At 57.3% G+C, this 16,643-nt stretch carries 24 protein-coding genes; 22 read left to right on the top strand and 2 right to left on the bottom strand.

Annotated features, from left to right (window positions below; translation table 11 throughout):
• From rplP to ABEA58_RS08215, 22 genes are all read left to right on the top strand, one after another.
• The gene (gene rplP, locus ABEA58_RS08320; protein WP_067087034.1) at nt 1-414 is read left to right on the top strand and encodes a 50S ribosomal protein L16; all 414 of its coding nucleotides are present in this window, start codon (nt 1-3) and stop codon (nt 412-414) included.
• Nucleotides 414-605 (top strand): 50S ribosomal protein L29, encoded by a 192-nt coding sequence (rpmC, locus tag ABEA58_RS08315; protein WP_067087030.1) that lies wholly within the window; start codon nt 414-416, stop codon nt 603-605. Before rplP ends, rpmC begins: the two co-directional genes overlap by 1 nt.
• Before the next feature lie 2 nt (nt 606-607).
• Nucleotides 608-871, top strand: coding sequence for a 30S ribosomal protein S17 (gene rpsQ, locus ABEA58_RS08310; protein ID WP_345550541.1), 264 nt, complete (start codon nt 608-610; stop codon nt 869-871).
• Nucleotides 872-905: 34 nt separating this feature from the next.
• Nucleotides 906-1,274 carry a 50S ribosomal protein L14 gene (gene rplN / locus ABEA58_RS08305; RefSeq protein WP_067087024.1) on the top strand — a complete coding sequence of 123 codons (369 nt, stop codon included), beginning with the start codon at nt 906-908 and terminating at the stop codon, nt 1,272-1,274.
• 21 nt (nt 1,275-1,295) lie between these two features.
• Nucleotides 1,296-1,613: a 50S ribosomal protein L24 gene (gene rplX, locus ABEA58_RS08300; RefSeq protein ID WP_345550538.1), complete on the top strand. Its 318-nt coding sequence runs from the start codon at nt 1,296-1,298 to the stop codon at nt 1,611-1,613.
• 18 nt (nt 1,614-1,631) lie between these two features.
• A complete protein-coding gene (gene rplE, locus ABEA58_RS08295) occupies nt 1,632-2,171 on the top strand; it encodes a 50S ribosomal protein L5 (RefSeq protein WP_067087017.1) in 540 nt (179 codons plus the stop codon).
• A gap of 9 nt (nt 2,172-2,180) precedes the next feature.
• The gene (rpsN, locus tag ABEA58_RS08290; RefSeq protein WP_345550535.1) at nt 2,181-2,486 is read left to right on the top strand and encodes a 30S ribosomal protein S14; all 306 of its coding nucleotides are present in this window, start codon (nt 2,181-2,183) and stop codon (nt 2,484-2,486) included.
• A gap of 25 nt (nt 2,487-2,511) precedes the next feature.
• Complete coding sequence (rpsH, locus tag ABEA58_RS08285; protein WP_345550533.1) at nt 2,512-2,904, top strand: 30S ribosomal protein S8; 393 nt, start codon at nt 2,512-2,514, stop codon at nt 2,902-2,904.
• Nucleotides 2,905-2,916: 12 nt separating this feature from the next.
• Nucleotides 2,917-3,450, top strand: a complete 534-nt coding sequence (rplF, locus tag ABEA58_RS08280) for a 50S ribosomal protein L6 (RefSeq protein ID WP_345550531.1) — start codon at nt 2,917-2,919, stop codon at nt 3,448-3,450.
• A gap of 13 nt (nt 3,451-3,463) precedes the next feature.
• Nucleotides 3,464-3,814: a 50S ribosomal protein L18 gene (gene rplR / locus ABEA58_RS08275; protein ID WP_237068661.1), complete on the top strand. Its 351-nt coding sequence runs from the start codon at nt 3,464-3,466 to the stop codon at nt 3,812-3,814.
• Between the two features lie 10 nt (nt 3,815-3,824).
• On the top strand, nt 3,825-4,331 hold the full coding sequence (gene rpsE / locus ABEA58_RS08270; protein WP_067086997.1) for a 30S ribosomal protein S5: 507 nt from the start codon (nt 3,825-3,827) through the stop codon (nt 4,329-4,331).
• Between the two features lie 37 nt (nt 4,332-4,368).
• On the top strand, nt 4,369-4,554 hold the full coding sequence (gene rpmD, locus ABEA58_RS08265; RefSeq protein ID WP_345550526.1) for a 50S ribosomal protein L30: 186 nt from the start codon (nt 4,369-4,371) through the stop codon (nt 4,552-4,554).
• A 1-nt stretch (nt 4,555) separates the two neighbouring features.
• On the top strand, nt 4,556-4,990 hold the full coding sequence (gene rplO, locus ABEA58_RS08260; RefSeq protein ID WP_345550524.1) for a 50S ribosomal protein L15: 435 nt from the start codon (nt 4,556-4,558) through the stop codon (nt 4,988-4,990).
• Nucleotides 4,991-5,001: 11 nt separating this feature from the next.
• Entirely contained in the window at nt 5,002-6,348 is a 1,347-nt protein-coding gene (secY, locus tag ABEA58_RS08255) for a preprotein translocase subunit SecY (protein WP_345550522.1), read from the top strand.
• 42 nt (nt 6,349-6,390) lie between these two features.
• A complete protein-coding gene (rpmJ, locus tag ABEA58_RS08250; RefSeq protein ID WP_010133825.1) occupies nt 6,391-6,507 on the top strand; it encodes a 50S ribosomal protein L36 in 117 nt (38 codons plus the stop codon).
• A gap of 393 nt (nt 6,508-6,900) precedes the next feature.
• The gene (rpsM, locus tag ABEA58_RS08245; protein WP_345550512.1) at nt 6,901-7,257 is read left to right on the top strand and encodes a 30S ribosomal protein S13; all 357 of its coding nucleotides are present in this window, start codon (nt 6,901-6,903) and stop codon (nt 7,255-7,257) included.
• 76 nt (nt 7,258-7,333) lie between these two features.
• Nucleotides 7,334-7,723, top strand: coding sequence for a 30S ribosomal protein S11 (rpsK, locus tag ABEA58_RS08240; RefSeq protein ID WP_020411406.1), 390 nt, complete (start codon nt 7,334-7,336; stop codon nt 7,721-7,723).
• Between the two features lie 15 nt (nt 7,724-7,738).
• A complete protein-coding gene (gene rpsD / locus ABEA58_RS08235) occupies nt 7,739-8,359 on the top strand; it encodes a 30S ribosomal protein S4 (protein WP_345550501.1) in 621 nt (206 codons plus the stop codon).
• 27 nt (nt 8,360-8,386) lie between these two features.
• Nucleotides 8,387-9,391 (top strand): DNA-directed RNA polymerase subunit alpha, encoded by a 1,005-nt coding sequence (locus ABEA58_RS08230; protein WP_345550499.1) that lies wholly within the window; start codon nt 8,387-8,389, stop codon nt 9,389-9,391.
• Between the two features lie 133 nt (nt 9,392-9,524).
• Nucleotides 9,525-9,920 (top strand): 50S ribosomal protein L17, encoded by a 396-nt coding sequence (gene rplQ / locus ABEA58_RS08225; RefSeq protein ID WP_345550498.1) that lies wholly within the window; start codon nt 9,525-9,527, stop codon nt 9,918-9,920.
• A 141-nt stretch (nt 9,921-10,061) separates the two neighbouring features.
• Complete coding sequence (locus ABEA58_RS08220; protein ID WP_345550497.1) at nt 10,062-10,307, top strand: YeaC family protein; 246 nt, start codon at nt 10,062-10,064, stop codon at nt 10,305-10,307.
• Between the two features lie 373 nt (nt 10,308-10,680).
• Nucleotides 10,681-11,361: a hypothetical protein gene (locus ABEA58_RS08215; RefSeq protein ID WP_345550495.1), complete on the top strand. Its 681-nt coding sequence runs from the start codon at nt 10,681-10,683 to the stop codon at nt 11,359-11,361.
• A 73-nt stretch (nt 11,362-11,434) separates the two neighbouring features.
• On the opposite strand, the gene ABEA58_RS08210 is transcribed toward ABEA58_RS08215, so the two are convergent.
• Nucleotides 11,435-12,889: a pectin acetylesterase-family hydrolase gene (locus tag ABEA58_RS08210; RefSeq protein WP_345550493.1), complete on the bottom strand. Its 1,455-nt coding sequence runs from the start codon at nt 12,887-12,889 to the stop codon at nt 11,435-11,437.
• Nucleotides 12,890-13,761: 872 nt separating this feature from the next.
• Nucleotides 13,762-16,587, bottom strand: a complete 2,826-nt coding sequence (gene uvrA, locus ABEA58_RS08205; RefSeq protein ID WP_345550491.1) for an excinuclease ABC subunit UvrA — start codon at nt 16,585-16,587, stop codon at nt 13,762-13,764.
• Between the last annotated feature and the right edge of the window lie 56 nt (nt 16,588-16,643).

The following is a 16,643-nucleotide window of genomic DNA, read 5'->3' as shown; positions in this document are numbered from 1 at the left end:
ATGCTACAACCGAAGCGTACAAAATTCCGCAAGGTACAGAAGGGTCGCAACCGCGGTCTTTCCCAGCGCGGCTCTAAAGTGAGCTTTGGCGAGTTCGGCCTCAAGGCCATCGGTCGCGGTCGTATTACTGCCCGCCAGATCGAAGCAGCTCGTCGCGCAATGACCCGTCACGTTAAGCGTGGCGGTAAGATCTGGATTCGTGTGTTTCCGGACAAGCCCATTTCCAGTAAGCCCCTCGAAGTTCGGATGGGTAAAGGTAAGGGTAACGTAGAATATTGGGTAGCTCAGATTCAGCCCGGCAAGGTCCTCTATGAGATGGAGGGTGTTTCCGAGGATCTGGCTCGCGAAGCTTTCGAGCTCGCCGCCGCCAAGCTGCCTGTGAAGACAACTTTCGTTAAGCGTTCGGTGATGTAATGAAGACTGCAGATCTACGCGAAAAGTCAGTTGAGGAGTTGAACCAGGAGCTGCTGAATCAGCTGGAAGCTCAGTTCAAGCTTCGTATGCAACAGTCCACCGGTCAGCTGACTCAGACCCATCTGCTGAAGCAGACTCGTCGCGACATTGCTCGCATTAAGACTGTGTTGACCGAGAAGGCAGGTAACTAATCATGGCTGAAGCAAAACTGAAGCGTACTGCGACTGGTAAAGTCGTTAGTGACAAGATGGATAAGACCATCACCGTTTTGATCGAGCGCCGTGTTAAGCACCCGATCTACGGTAAATATGTGAGCAAGTCCACCAAGCTCAAGGCCCACGACGAGAACAATGAGTGCAGCATCGGTGATGTTGTAGTTATCGAGGAATCTCGTCCGCTGTCCAAGAGCAAGTCCTGGTCTTTGCAAAAGATTGTAGAGCGTGCGGCGAAGGTTTAACCCCTAGCGCATTGAAGAGTTTCGGAGAGAGACGATGATTCAAGCCGAATCCTACTTAGAAGTAGCTGACAACAGTGGGGCTCGCCGCGTCATGTGCATTAAGGTGCTGGGCGGCTCCCATCGTCGGTATGCCGGCGTGGGCGACATTATCAAGGTGACCGTTAAGGAAGCCATCCCCCGCGGTAAAGTAAAGAAAGGTCAGGTAATGAACGCTGTTGTGGTTCGCACCAAGAAAGGTGTGCGTCGCCCCGACGGCTCCCTGATCAAGTTTGACGAAAACGCAGCGGTACTGCTGAACCAGCAACATGCGCCGGTCGGCACCCGTATTTTTGGCCCGGTAACTCGCGAGCTGCGCAGTGAGAAGTTCATGAAGATCATCTCGCTCGCCCCCGAAGTTATCTAAGCCTGGAGCGGAGATAGAGTAATGCGCAAGATCAAGCGTGACGACGAAGTCATCGTTATCGCCGGTCGCGACAAGGGCAAGCGCGGCACCGTACGCAAGGTGCTGAACGACGGCCGACTGATCGTATCCGGTGTACAGATGATCAAGAAACACCAGAAGCCGAACCCCCAGATGGGTATTGCCGGCGGTATCGTTGAGAAGGAGGCCGCTATTCAGGGCTCCAACGTGGCGATTTTCAATCCGTCAACCCAGAAAGCTGACCGTGTGGGCTTCAAAGTACTGGAAGACGGCACTAAGATTCGCGTCTTCAAATCCAACGGCGAAGCCGTCGACGCATAAGCAGGTTGGGTATTTATCATGGCAAAGCTGAAAGAGCTCTACGTTAAAGAACTCGCGCCCAAGCTGAAAGAAGAGCTGGGTGTCGACAATGTGATGGCAGTGCCGCGCATCACCAAGATCACCATCAACATGGGTGTTGGTGAGGCGATTGGTGACAAGAAGGTGCTGGAACACGCTGTCAGTGACATGACAGCGATTACTGGTCAGAAGCCCATCGTGACCAAAGCGCGCAAGTCAATTGCGGGCTTTAAGATCCGTGATGGTTGGCCGATTGGCTGTAAGGTAACTCTGCGCGGCGAGCGCATGTATGAGTTCCTGGAGCGTCTGGTTGACATCGCGATCCCCCGTATCCGCGACTTCCGTGGCATCAGCCCGAAGCAGTTTGACGGTCGCGGAAACTTCTCTATGGGTGTGACCGAGCAAATCATCTTCCCGGAAATTGACTACGACAAGGTAGACAAGCTCCGTGGTCTGGATATTTGTATTACCACTACAGCGGCGAACGACGACCAAGGTCGTGCTCTGCTGAAAGCGTTTAACTTCCCTTTCAAGGGTTAAGAGGATTCCATGGCGAAGAAATCCATGATTGCGCGCGAGAACAAGCGCGCTCGAACCGCAGCTAAGTACGCTGAAAAGCGTCAGGAGCTGAAGGCGATCATCGCCAGTCCCACCGCTTCCGAAGAGGAGCAGTGGGAGGCTCAACTCAAGCTGCAGAAACTGCCGCGCGATGCAAGCCCGGTACGTCAGCAACGCCGCTGTCGTATTACTGGTCGCCCCCACGCTGTTTACCGCAAGTTCGGCTTGTGCCGTAACAAGCTGCGCGAAGCAGCCATGCGTGGTGATGTTCCCGGCCTGGTTAAGTCCAGCTGGTAAAGGCAGACTTGAGGAGTCTTTATAAATGAGTATGCAAGATCCGTTGGCAGATATGCTGACTCGCATCCGCAACGCCCTGGGGCGTGGTAAAGCGAGCGTTTCTCTGCCTTCTTCAAAACTGAAGGTTGCTGTAGCTAAAGTCCTGAAAGACGAAGGTTACGTCAACGATTTCGCCGTAAGCGAGGGCGCCAAGCCCGAACTGACCATTGACCTGAAGTACTTCCAGGGCAAACCGGTCATCGCCGAGCTGGATCGGGTTTCCCGTCCCGGCCTGCGCGCTTACTCTGGTAAGAAAGCTCTGCCTTCCGTACGCGGTGGCCTGGGCGTCGCTATCGTCTCCACCTCCAAAGGTGTGATGACTGATCGTGCCGCTCGCCAGGCTGGTGTCGGTGGCGAAGTGCTCTGCACCGTATTCTAAGCGGGGGTTAGTATGTCTCGAGTAGCAAATGATCCAGTAACTATCCCCGCCGGCGTAAGTGTTGATCTGAAAGGTCAGGACATCGCCATCAAGGGTGGCAATGGCAACCTGAGCATGGTTATCCACGGTGATGTGGAAGTGGCCGAAGCTGAAGGCAAGCTGACTTTCGCAGCCCGCAATGGTTCCAAGCAGGCCAAGGCACTGTCTGGCACCACCCGCGCTCTGGTCAACAACATGGTTGTTGGCGTGAGCCAGGGTTTCGAGAAGAAACTGCAGCTGTTGGGTGTTGGTTACCGCGCGAAGGCGTCTGGCAAAACCGTCAACCTGACCCTGGGCTTCTCCCACCCCATCGATTATCAGCTGCCGGAGGGCGTCACCGCCGAAACCCCGACCCAGACTGAAATCGTACTCAAGAGCAGCGACAAGCAGCTGCTGGGCCAAGTGGCCGCCGAGATCCGCGCATTCCGTCCGCCGGAGCCCTACAAAGGTAAGGGAGTCCGCTACGCCGAAGAGCGCGTGTATCGCAAAGAGGCCAAGAAGAAGTAGGTAGGGCATTGAAATGAACGTTAAAAAGCAATCTCGCTTGCGTCGTGCACGTCGTGCCCGCGCCAAGATCCGCGAGCTCGGCGCTGTTCGCCTGACCGTGAACCGCACGCCGCGCCACATTTACGCACAGATCCTGTCCGCCGATGGCGACAAGGTATTGGCTTCAGCCTCTACCCTGGATAAGGACCTGCGCGCTGGTAAAACCGGTAACGTCGATGCCGCGACTGCGGTTGGCTCCCTGATCGCCGAGCGCGCCAAGGCTGCCGGCGTTGAAGAAGTCGCCTTCGACCGCAGCGGTTTCAAATACCACGGCCGTGTAAAGGCTCTGGCTGACGCTGCCCGCGAAGCCGGTCTGAAATTCTAAGGGTTGAGTTATGGCTAGAGAGAAAGACAAAAGCAACGACGAAGGCCTGCAGGAAAAGCTGGTCCAGGTCAATCGCGTTGCCAAAACTGTAAAAGGTGGTCGCATCTTCGCTTTCACCGCGCTGACTGTAGTCGGTGACGGTAATGGGCGTGTCGGTTTCGGTCGCGGCAAAGCCCGCGAAGTACCGGTCGCTATCCAGAAGGCGATGGAAGCTGCGCGTCGCAACATGATTCAGGTTGAACTGAATGGCGACACTATCCAGTACGCCACCAAGGGTGTGCACGGTGGTTCCAAGGTATACATGCAGCCGGCCTCTCAGGGTACCGGTGTCATTGCCGGCGGTGCCATGCGCTCCGTACTGGAAATGGCGGGCGTGCACAACGTACTGGCCAAGTGCTACGGTTCCACCAACCCGGTGAACGTAGTGCGCGCTACTTTCGACGCGCTGTCTCAGATGAACAGCCCGGAAGACGTAGCGGCCAAGCGTGGCAAGTCTGTTGAAGAAATCCTGAACTGATAGCGGTTCGGACCAAAGGTTATTAGTGGGTAAGACCATGGCTAAGAAGACCATTAAAGTCACCCAGATCAAGAGCATCGCCGGACGCCTGAAAAGCCATCAGGCGTGCGTTGCCGGTCTGGGTCTGCGCCGCATCCGTCACACCGTCGAAGTGGAAGACACTCCGTCTGTGCGCGGCATGATCAACAAAGTGAACTACCTGGTAAAGGTGGAGGGGGAATAACATGCGTTTGAACGATCTTTCTCCCGCCGCAGGCCACAAGCACGCTGCCAAGCGTGTAGGCCGTGGTATCGGTAGCGGCCTCGGCAAGACCGGCGGCCGCGGCCACAAGGGCCAGAAGTCCCGCTCCGGCGGCAGCGTTCGTCCAGGTTTCGAAGGCGGTCAGATGCCGCTGCAGAAGCGCCTGCCGAAGTACGGCTTCACTGCATACTCTGCCCGCTTCGCGGCAGAAGTACGCCTCGGTGAGCTGAACAAGGTTGATGCGGACGTGATTGATTTGGCAGCGCTGAAGAATGCCGATATTATCGGCAACCACGTAAAGCGCGCCAAAGTGTTCCTTTCTGGCGAACTGACCAAGGCGGTTACCGTCAAGGGTCTCGGCGTCACCAAGGGTGCCAAAGCAGCCATTGAAGCTGCTGGCGGTAAAGTAGAAGACTAATTGAGGCCCAAATGGCACGACCAGGATCCGGCGTAAACGCCCTGGGCAACAGTAAGGGATTGGGCGAGCTCTGGGCTCGCCTTCGTTTTCTGTTCCTAGCAATACTTGTGTATCGCTTGGGTACACATATTCCGGTGCCCGGCATCGATCCGGAAAAGCTGTCCAACCTGTTTAATCAGAATCAGGGAACCATCCTTGGCCTGTTTAACATGTTCTCGGGTGGCGCACTGGAGCGCATGAGTATTCTGGCGCTGGGCATCATGCCGTACATCTCCGCATCCATCATTATGCAGTTGATGGCTGCGGTGACTCCGTCCCTCGAAGCCCTCAAGAAGGAGGGCGACGCGGGTCGGCGCAAGATCAACCAGTACACTCGGTATCTCACCGTGGTGCTGGCGCTGATCCAGGGTATCGGCATGACCTTCGGCTTAGCGGGTCAGAACCTGGCTTACTCTGCAGATCCTGCCTTCGGTTTCTACTTTGTGGCGGTAGTGTCACTGGTGACCGGTGCGGTGTTCATGATGTGGCTGGGTGAGCAGATCACCGAGCGCGGCGTTGGCAACGGCATTTCCATGCTGATCTTTGCCGGCATCGTCGCCGGTCTGCCCGGTGCGATTGGTCAGGCGTTTGAGCAGGCCCGTCAGGGTGAGCTACATATCCTGACACTTCTGGTTCTCGGCTTCGTAGCGATTGCAGTTGTCTACTTTGTTGTCGTGATGGAGCGCGGTCAGCGCAGAATCACCATCAACCATGCACGCCGTCAGGCCGGTCGCTACTCTGCTGCTCCCGCAGCTCAGTCCAGCCATCTGCCGCTGAAGGTCAACATGGCGGGTGTGATCCCGGTGATCTTCGCCAGCAGTATCCTGCTGTTCCCGGCCACACTGGCTCAGTGGTTTGGCCAGGGTGGCGAGGGCATCGGTGCGCAGATCCTGCAGTGGATGGCGCTGCAGCTGGGCCCCGGCCAGCCACTGAACATCATTCTGTTCGCGTTGCTGATCGGTTTCTTCTGCTTCTTCTACACGGCGTTGATGTTCAACCCGAAAGAAGTCGCTGACAATCTGAAAAAGTCTGGTGCGTATGTGCCTGGGATCCGTCCAGGTGAGCAGACGGCACGCTATATCGATAGCGTATTGACTCGCCTCACATTGGTCGGTGCCGTGTATATCGCGCTGGTTTCCCTGCTGCCGCAGTTCCTGGTGGTTGGGTTTAACATACCCTTCTATCTGGGAGGTACCTCACTGCTGATCGTTGTGGTTGTAGTGATGGACTTCATGGCTCAGGTGCAATCGCACTTGCTGTCACACCAGTACGAAGGAATGATGAAAAAGGCGAACCTGCAGAGCTACGGTCGTCGCTAATCGCGGCGCCGTCATGCGGTTTAAGTGAATTGAGGTAGGATCATGAAAGTACGGGCTTCTGTTAAAAAGATCTGCCGTAACTGCAAGATCGTGCGCCGCAAGGGCGTTCTGCGGGTTATCTGCAGCGCTGAGCCGCGTCACAAGCAGCGGCAGGGCTAGTCACGGCGTCAGCGCAGCGTTTGTTATCGCTGCGCGCTGTGGTTGGTGGTCGGCTGTTTACAGTTGGCCACATGTCCACACCGCTGATGGTGGAGTGGGCATGGTGTTGGAACATGCCTGCAGCTGCGGCCCCCGCCGCTGCAGGCGACACCGCAAGCCTTGGCTTGCGGTGGGAGCCGGGAGGATAGATTCCGGTTCCAATTGGGGGCGTTGACTGTCGTCCGTTTCTCTCTACGATTTATTCGGGGAGAGGGCGGGCTATTGCAATTTGGTGTCTGAAAAGCTATTCTTGCGCGCCTTTTTGGTGGCGCAGGCCGTTTTTTAGTCGCTGTCAGCGCCGAAATCTAAGATGAGTCACACAAGAGTGGCTCCCAATACGTGGAGTATGCCTCTATGGCACGTATTGCTGGTGTCAATGTACCAGACCACAAGCACGCCGTGATCTCCCTTACCCATATCTTTGGGGTTGGTCGCACGACGTCTAAGTCTATTCTGGCAGCGGTTGGTATCGCTGAATCCACCAAAATCCGCGATCTGTCTGAAGAGCAGATTGAGTCCATCCGTGGCGAAGTTGCAAAACTCACCGTGGAAGGCGATCTGCGCCGCGAAGTTTCCATGAACATCAAGCGTTTGATGGACCTGGGTTGCTTCCGCGGTTTGCGCCACCGTCGCAGCCTGCCGCTGCGTGGTCAGCGCACCAAGACAAACGCCCGCACCCGCAAGGGCCCGCGCAAGCCGATTCGCAAGTAAGGCGATCGCGCTGCCAATCGCGGTTTAAGAAGCCCTCGGGTATCGGGGGATTTGATACAGGATTTAGGATACAGGTATGGCTAAGCCAAAAACTACTGTTCGCAAAAAGGTCAAAAAGACCGTTGTCGACGGTATTGCCCACATCCACGCATCGTTTAACAACACGATCGTAACGATCACTGATCGTCAGGGTAATACCCTCAGCTGGGCCACCGCCGGTGGTTCCGGTTTCCGCGGCTCTCGTAAGAGCACGCCGTTTGCAGCCCAGGTTGCCGCCGAGCGCGCAGGTACTGCCGCTCAGGAATACGGCCTGAAAAACCTTGATGTCGAAGTTAAGGGCCCTGGCCCGGGTCGCGAATCTGCTGTTCGCGCACTGAACAACTGCGGCTACAAGATCACCAACATCACCGACGTGACGCCGATCCCGCATAATGGTTGTCGTCCGCCCAAAAAGCGTCGCGTGTAAGAGGGGGCTGACAAGATGGCACGTTATATTGGACCAAAATGTAAACTTTCCCGCCGGGAAGGTACCGATCTTCAGCTGAAAAGTGGTGTTCGCCCGCACGATTCCAAGTGCCGCGCGGAAACCAAGCCGGGCCAGCATGGCGCCGGTCGCGGTCGCCTGAGCGACTACGGTATTCAGCTGCGTGAGAAACAGAAAGTTCGCCGCATCTACGGCGTACTGGAAAAGCAGTTCCGCAACTACTATAAGGAAGCGGCGCGCCTCAAGGGTGCTACCGGTGAAAACCTCCTGCAGTTGCTGGAAAAACGCCTCGACAATGTGGTTTACCGCATGGGCTTTGGCGCCACTCGCGCCGAAGCGCGCCAGCTGGTTGCCCACAAGGCGATTCTGGTGAATGGCAGCGCTGTAAACATCCCGTCTTACCAGGTTCAGGCCGGTGACGTGATTGCGGTTCGCGAGAAAGCCAAAAAGCAGATGCGCATCCAGAACTCCGTTTCCCTCTCCGCCCAGCGTGGCGATGTCGAGTGGGTAGACGTCAACGCGACCAAACTGGAAGGCACTTTCAAGCGTGTTCCTGATCGCGTGGATCTGCCGGCAGAGATCAACGAAAACCTTATTGTGGAACTCTACTCCAAGTAAGGGATACAACTTTAAACAGGTATGGCTATGCAGACTGCTGTCAACGAGTTTTTGACACCGCGTCGTATTGACGTCACCGAGTACAACCCGAATCACGCCAAGGTGGTTCTGGAGCCGCTGGAGCGTGGTTTCGGCCACACTCTGGGTAACGCACTGCGTCGCATCCTGCTGTCCTCCATGCCGGGCTGCGCCGTCACTGAAGTCGAAATTGACGGTGTTGAGCACGAGTACAGCGCGATCGAAGGTGTGCAGGAAGATGTAATTGAAATCCTGCTCAACCTGAAGGAAATCGCCGTTGTCATGCACGGCAAGGATCAGGCCGTACTGAGCCTGAGCAAAAAGGGACCGGGTGCGGTAACCGCCGGAGATATCCAGGTAGACCACGACATCGAGATCGTTAATCCCGAGCACGTGATCGCCAACATCACCGGCAACGTGGAACTGAGCCTGCGTCTGACCGTTGCGCGTGGCCGCGGCTATCAGCCCGCCGACGCGCGTCGTGATGACGAGGAAGAGACCCGCTCAATCGGCCGTCTGCAGTTGGATGCCTCCTTCAGCCCGGTGCGCCGTGTTTCCTACAGCGTGGAGTCCGCGCGTGTAGAGCAGCGCACAGATCTGGACAAGCTGGTTCTGGACCTGGAGACCAATGGTACTCTGGACCCGGAAGAAGCCATCCGTCGCGCCGCGACCATCCTGCAGCAGCAGTTGGCCGTGTTTGTCGACCTGGAAGGCGAGAAGGATACCCAGCCCGCCGCTCAGGAGCCGGAAGTGGATCCTGTGCTGCTGCGCCCGGTGGACGATCTGGAGCTGACTGTTCGTTCGGCGAACTGTCTGAAGGCGGAAAACATCTACTACATCGGTGACCTGATTCAGCGCACTGAAGTAGAGCTGCTGAAGACCCCGAACCTGGGCAAGAAGTCCCTGACTGAAATCAAGGACGTTCTGGCTTCTCGCGGTCTGTCTCTGGGTATGCGCCTTGAGAACTGGCCGCCGGCCAGCCTCAAGGGTGACAGCAAGCTGAGCCCCCTGTAAGTATCTGGTAGGCGCGGCCCTGGCCGCGCGCTTAGAAAGAACCCGAGCGGTGTCTGGCCATTGGTGAGCGCCGCTCCAGCACGACTTGCTGAGACAGCACCGTCGTTAGCAAAATGTCGTAAGGAATTGAGTTATGCGTCATCGCTATAGTGGCCGTAAATTCAGCCGTACCAGCGCTCACCGCAAAGCCATGTTCAAGAACATGACCGCGTCGCTGGTGGAACACGAACTGATTAAAACCACCCTTCCCAAAGCCAAGGAACTGCGTCGCGTTGCCGAACCGCTGATCACCCTGGCAAAGAAGGACAGTGTTGCCAATCGCCGTCTGGCGTTCTCCCGTATTCGCGACAAGGACGCGGTCAAGAAGCTTTTCGAAGAGCTTGGTCCGCGTTACGAAGCGCGTCCGGGTGGCTACATCCGTATCCTGAAATGCGGTTTCCGCGCCGGAGACAAGGCCCCGATGGCCTTCGTTGAACTGGTGGATCGCCCTCAGGTTGAAGACGACGCAGTGGAAGCTGCCGAGGCCTAATAAGCCGCGGTTATTCGCTCCGGCGAATACCGAGTCTAAAAAAGCCGGTCTTTGACCGGCTTTTTTTTTGTCCGCCGGGCGTATAATCCTCGATAGCAGCGAATATTCACCCGCTACCCTGCGTCATCCGTGGAGCTTTTCATGACCTTGCAGCAGTTGCTAGACAACCTCAATCCACAGATCGTCGGCAGCCTCAAGCGCGCCATCGAATTGGGCAAGTGGCCAAATGGCCAGGCGCTCACACCGGAGCAGCGTGGCCTGTGTGCAGAGGCGGTCGCCAATTGGGAAATGCGCAACCTGCCGCAGGAATCCCGGGTAGGTTATGTGCCGCCGAAGAAGACCGCCTGCGCGGACAAGGATGAGGATCAGCCCCTCACTTGGGCCTGACCAGGGCTTGTTTCTCTTACGCAGAGGCATCGTCGACCACTTAGGCCTACCCGCGCGATAAAGTGCCGCGGTGCTCACTGAAACTCGTCGCTTGGTGCAAGCCTCATTGTGGCCACGTGAGCCTTGGTCCCAGCCCGCGCCTCATGTCTCATGCTCGATGCCTCACGCCTCACGCCTCACGCCTCACGCCTCACGCCTCACGCCTGACCCCTGAGCCCTGAGCCCTCAGTTCGCCACCAGCGAGTAAATCCCCAGGTGCAAGCACCCTAAAAAGGCGTGCTATTGCCTTTCAGCCTCTCTGTACAGGTCTGCTCCGGCACAGCATAGGGGTAGACTGGCTGTGCCTGTCCACAGGATTGAAGAGGAAGCAGCAATGCACAAGATGAGAAACCGGCTGGCGCTGGGGGCGCTGATGCTTGCCATGATGGCAGCTGTGCTGTTTTACGTGACCGGCATGGTCTTGCCAGATACCGACCCCACTAGCGCGCATAATGGCTCCGCTCACACTCTACAGCAGACGGAATATAACGAGGGGGAGCCCGAGGCGATTGCTAATACTGTAGGGGATTTGCTCGAACCCGGGGTGATTTTCGAAGATGCGTTGAGCGCACTGCTGCAAGATCCAAGGGTGGAGAAGTATCTGTCCCGAGAAGCAGATAAGAAGGCGCTGCGCAGTTACTTTGCGGGTGAACCGGGGGCCCTCAGTGACAGGGAGGCCTGGGAGCTGATTGAACGGATTGAAAATGAGGGCCGGGTCATCGCTTACGAAGGCCTCGCTATCAAGCTGGCCTGGCTCGAGCGCAATAGCGGCAGCAAGGCTGAGTACGATGAGCGAGCGGCGGCAATCATCGCCGAATACCGCCAGAGAGCACACCGGCAGCTGCAGGCGTATGATCCTTACCGGGAGGTGCCGGGATTCGCCCGTTACAAGGAAATGGAAGTGGAAATTTTGCGCGAAGTGCAGCAGATGGCAAGCTTCCCCGATGGACTCAGCCGTCAGGAATACCTGCGTCAGCGATTGCAGACTGCGAGAGAGGAGGCCTATGGCAATTAGTGCGATGAAGACTTTCTAAACAAAAAAGGCCGCGACAGCGGCCTTTTTTATAGAGTAATGCCTGTCGTTGCTTCTAAAGCAGGCCGCCCACCAGATCATAGAACCAGTTATTGTTGTTCTTGAAGTCCGAAACCTGATCGGTTTCATAGGCGCGGATAACACCGCCCCCTTCATGATTGATGATGTTGTTAAGAAAATCCCGGGTACTGAGTCCCTGTTCTGCAATCTCGCCGTACTGCAAGTCGAGCACGGTTGTGCAGTGACTCTCGTTGAAGTTGCGGAACATGGGGAAGTAGTAGCCCCAGTTGCTGGTTTGCTCCAGTAGCGGAATCAGGTTGTTATGTGTGTCCTGTTGCCATTTACTGCGCAATTTGGACAACCTGGAGTCCGCGTCCGGGTCGGTGTTGATGTCATCGAAGAACCGTTCATAGGAATACGAAGAAAAGTTTCCGTCGGCGAGGAAATGGGTAATGCCCATACGGTCGCTGGGGAACTTATTCGATAGACCTGCATAGACGCTGGCAAGCGCATTGCTATCAAATCCGGGAGTGATGTGCGCCAGCAGGTTGATCGGGTTCTCCGCGTTGGGGTCTCCTCCGTCGGCAAAGGTCGTCCAGGAGTCCAAGACCTTCTGGTGCAGGGGCAGGGAAGGGTAGGTCTGCGGGTCATCGCTGTTGCGCGGGGCATTGTAAAGCGGCCCGGAATCGACCAGCAGATAGCCGTACTTCACTTTCATATCTTGCCGCAGCTTGGAGTAATTCAGCAGCGCGCCAATGCTGCCGGCACTGCAGCCTGCGGCCAGCATCTGCTTGGGCTTCTGCAGGTTGTTCTTAACCCAGGAAGTCACTGCCTGCACATTGCGCAGCCCGTTGTGATGAAAGACCAGATCGGGGTTCTGCCCGGTGGGGTCCTGGTACACCTCTGTTTTATCGCCGACATAAATGTCGCCGGTGCAGTAGGGTACGTAGACAATATTCCACTCACCGGTTTTGTACTGGTCGTAGGGGTGGTGGGTATAGATTAAAGGCGAAGCCGCAGCGGTACCCAGGTTGGAGGAATTCTGGAAGTCGAGCAGGTTGATATTCTGCACATAGTGATCCGGAATCCCATTCGGGTTGCGGGCGCCGCGGATACCGGTCTGCCCGGAACAGCTTTCATAATCCCAGCAGGCGCCGCCTCCCTCGAAGTAAAAAATGGTGTTGCTGGTATCCGGCACTCGGTACACAAAAAACTTGTAGGGTGAGCCGTTACCACACATGGCTCCGGTACTGGCGGGTACGTCCACTTGCTGCCAGTTGTCGTAATCGCCGGGGTCGAAACCGTCGTTAAAGCCTGGGTCTGCGACGCTGAGTGGATACATCCCCTGGGTTTGTGTGTCTGTAACCGCAGCGTTGGCTTCGCGGGGTTTGGAGAGGTTGCGCAGGGTTTTCCAGAACCCGTAGTCCCCGGGCTCGGCGAAGACGCCGCCGCTGAACGTCATGGCGGCAACGGCAAGTGCGGCTGTTGTACTGCGGAGTGCTTTTATCATTTTGAATCCCTTTTATGACAGGTATTTTTCTCTGGGCAGGATCCAGGCGACTTCAGCAGTCGAACTTCATGGGGCGGCAAGGTGCAGCTGCCGTCCAACAGACCGCGACAACGGCATCCTGTCCGCATCGCTTTTGGGTAAATCGCTTGAAGGGTAAGTGCGGGTCAGCACTGCGTCCAGCAGCCGCGCATAGAGACTATTCAGTCAATGGAAAAAATTGAATGCGTTTCTATCCCGGCAAACTGGTTCACAAAATCCGGGTGCAAGAGCCGCCGTCCACAGAGTGTGAGGAACGATGCCCCAGCCCTTTAAAAAGCTAAAGAGCGAAAAGAACGAACAGGAAAAGGGAAAAAGAATGACAAAAAATAGCTCAAAGCCGCGCCAAATCCGCACCGGGAAAGTGTTCAGGGCACGCTGAGCGCAGGAGGGGGCGGATAGCTGGTAGAGCAAAATGCCAGGCCAGTCATCATGGGCGGGTGTCACGGATATATGAACGCAGCATAAATTTAAACGCGACAAGACTGTTCACTGCGGATAAAAATCGTCATCGCAAAAATAGGTGGCGATGAAATAAAAGACCATAAAATAAAAACGATGGAATAAAAAACCTGAAATTACGGTCGCCGAAGCCGCAGAATTCGCAGCCAGCGCTCGGCATAAAAAATCACGCGTCGCTCTATGTCGGTGGCGGCGGTTTAATGGCTTGCGGTTTCTTCGCGGTCGATTTGGCAAAGATGATACGGCCGAAGCTTTTCGCGGGTGAGGGCGGCTGAATGTTGGGCGACGTTTGGTAGGTTCTTGTGGGTGCTTGTTGACGCCTGTGAAGCGTAAAGCCGGCGGCGCGGATGGATCAATCCGCGCCGCTGAAAAATTTACAGCACGATGGGCTTCAGGAAGCGGCCGGTATGCGAGCGCTCGTTCGCCGCCACTTCTTCCGGAGTGCCGGTGGCAATGATTTCGCCACCACCGGAGCCCCCTTCCGGCCCCAAATCCACCAGCCAGTCCGCGGTTTTAATGACATCCAGGTTGTGCTCGATCACGACGATGGTGTTGCCGTGGTCGCGCAGGCGGTGCAGTACGTCCAGCAGCAACTGGATATCCGCAAAGTGCAGGCCGGTGGTGGGCTCGTCGAGAATATACAGCGTCTGCCCCGTATCGCGCTTGGACAGTTCCCGCGACAGTTTGACCCGCTGCGCCTCGCCACCGGACAGTGTGGTGGCGGCCTGCCCCAGCTTGATGTAGGAAAGCCCCACATCCATCAGTGTCTGCAGTTTCTTGGCGATGGCGGGCACCGGGTCGAAGAATTCACGCGCCTCCTCCACCGTCATCTCCAGCACTTCATGGATGTTCTTGCCCTTGTAGTGGACTTCCAGCGTCTCGCGGTTGTAGCGCTTGCCCTTGCAGGTGTCACAGGGCACATAAATATCCGGCAGGAAGTGCATTTCCACCTTGATGACGCCGTCACCCTGACAGGCCTCACAGCGCCCACCCTTGACGTTGAAGCTGAAGCGCCCGGGTTTATAGCCGCGCGAGCGCGCTTCCTGGGTGCCGGCAAACAGGTCGCGGATGGGAGTGAAAATCCCTGTGTAAGTGGCCGGGTTGGAGCGCGGCGTGCGGCCGATGGGGCTCTGGTCGATGTCCACGCACTTGTCGAAGTGCTCAAGTCCGGTAATGGTTTTGTAGGGTGAGGCCTTAAGGGTGGTGGCCTTATTGAGGGCGGTTGCCGCCAGCGGGTAGAGGGTGGTGTTGATCAGGGTGGACTTGCCGGAGCCGGATACCCCGGTCACACAGGTAAACAGGCCGACAGGAATTTCCAGGGTCACATTCTTCAGGTTGTTGCCGCAGGCGCCCTCGATTCGCAGCATATAGTCGGGGTCCGCCACATAGCGCTCTGCCGGTATGGCGATTTCCTTTTTGCCGGACAGGTACTGTCCGGTCAGTGAGCGCTCGCACTGCAGGATTGTTTCCGCCGGGCCGGCGGCCACCACTTCGCCGCCGTGCACGCCGGCGCCGGGGCCGATATCGACGATAAAGTCGGCGCTGCGGATGGCGTCCTCATCGTGCTCGACGACGATCACCGTGTTGCCGATATCCCGCAGGTGGGTGAGGGTGGCCAGCAGGCGCTCATTGTCGCGCTGGTGCAGGCCGATGGAGGGCTCGTCGAGAATGTACATCACGCCCACCAGCCCGGCGCCGATCTGGCTGGCGAGGCGGATGCGCTGCGCCTCGCCACCGGACAGGGTCTCGGCGCTGCGGTTCAGGGTCAGGTAGTTGAGCCCCACGTCCACCAGGAAGCGGAAACGATCGCGCAGTTCTTTCAGGATCTTATCGGCGATCTCTTTCTGCGCGCCGGTGAACTGCAACTGGTGATCGAAATAGGCGAATGCATCGCCGACCGGCAGCTCGGTGATTTGCGGCAGGGTGCGGTTGTCCACAAAGACGTTGCGCGCTTCGCGCCGCAGCCGCGTGCCGCCGCACTCCGGGCAGCTCTGGGTGCTCAGGTACTTGGCCAGTTCGTCGCGCACAGACTGTGATTCGGTGTCGCGGTAGCGGCGCTGGAAGTTGGGGATGATGCCTTCGAAGGTGTGACGGCGCACGGTGACATCGCCGCGGTCATTGACGTAGCTGAAGTCGATCACTGTGTCGCCACTGCCGTGCAGGATGACCTGGCGATCTTTCTTGCGCAGTTTGTTCCAGGGCGTATCCAGGTCGAAGCCGTAGTGCTCCGCCAGCGAGTCGAGCATGTGGTAGTAGTAGATGTTGCGGCGGTCCCAGCCGCGAATGGCGCCCTCGGAGATACTGCTGTCCGGGTCCGTGATGACCTTTTCTTCATCGAAAAACTGCTTAACGCCGAGTCCGTCGCAGCTGGGGCAGGCGCCTGCGGGGTTGTTGAAGGAAAAGAGTCGCGGTTCAAGTTCGTTGAGTGAATAGTCACACACCGGGCAGGCGTGGCGGGAGGAGAACAGCCGCTCCTCCTGATCGCCATCCATAAAGGCGATGGAAGCGATGCCGTCGGTGAGGGCCAGGGCGGTCTCGAAGGATTCCGCCAGGCGCAGCTGCAGGTCGTCGCGCACCTTGAAGCGATCCACCACCACCTCGATGGAGTGCTTCTTGCGCTTGTCCAGCTTGGGGGTGTCGTCCAGGTCGCACACGGTGCCGTCGATGCGCGCACGCACGAAGCCATCGCGGCGCAGGCGTTCGAACACATGCAGGTGTTCGCCTTTGCGGTCGCGCACCACCGGCGCCAGCAGCATGATCTTGGTGCCCTCAGGCAGGGCCAGCACCTGATCCACCATCTGGCTGATGGTCTGCGCCTGCAGCGGCTTGCCGTGGTCCGGGCAGCGGGGCTCGCCGACCCGCGCGAACAGCAGTCGCAGATAATCGTAGATCTCGGTGATGGTGCCGACGGTGGAGCGGGGATTGTGCGAGGTGGATTTCTGCTCGATGGAGATCGCCGGCGACAGGCCCTCGACGGTGTCAACGTCCGGCTTCTCCATCATCGACAGGAACTGGCGGGCATAGGTGGAGAGGGACTCCACGTAGCGGCGCTGCCCTTCGGCATAGAGCGTGTCGAATGCGAGTGAGGACTTACCGGAGCCGGACAGTCCGGTGATCACGATAAGCTTGTCGCGGGGAATATCCAGATCGATATTCTTCAGGTTGTGGGTGCGCGCACCCCGTACATAAATCGTGTCCACGCTCTACCTATTGTCTGGGCGGAAAAACAGGCAAGTATAAGCCCGCAGCGAAGTGT

This window comes from Microbulbifer aestuariivivens (assembly GCF_039545115.1).
In the GTDB taxonomy this organism is placed as follows: domain Bacteria; phylum Pseudomonadota; class Gammaproteobacteria; order Pseudomonadales; family Cellvibrionaceae; genus Microbulbifer; species Microbulbifer aestuariivivens.
This window is presented reverse-complemented; position numbering and strand designations above follow the sequence as displayed.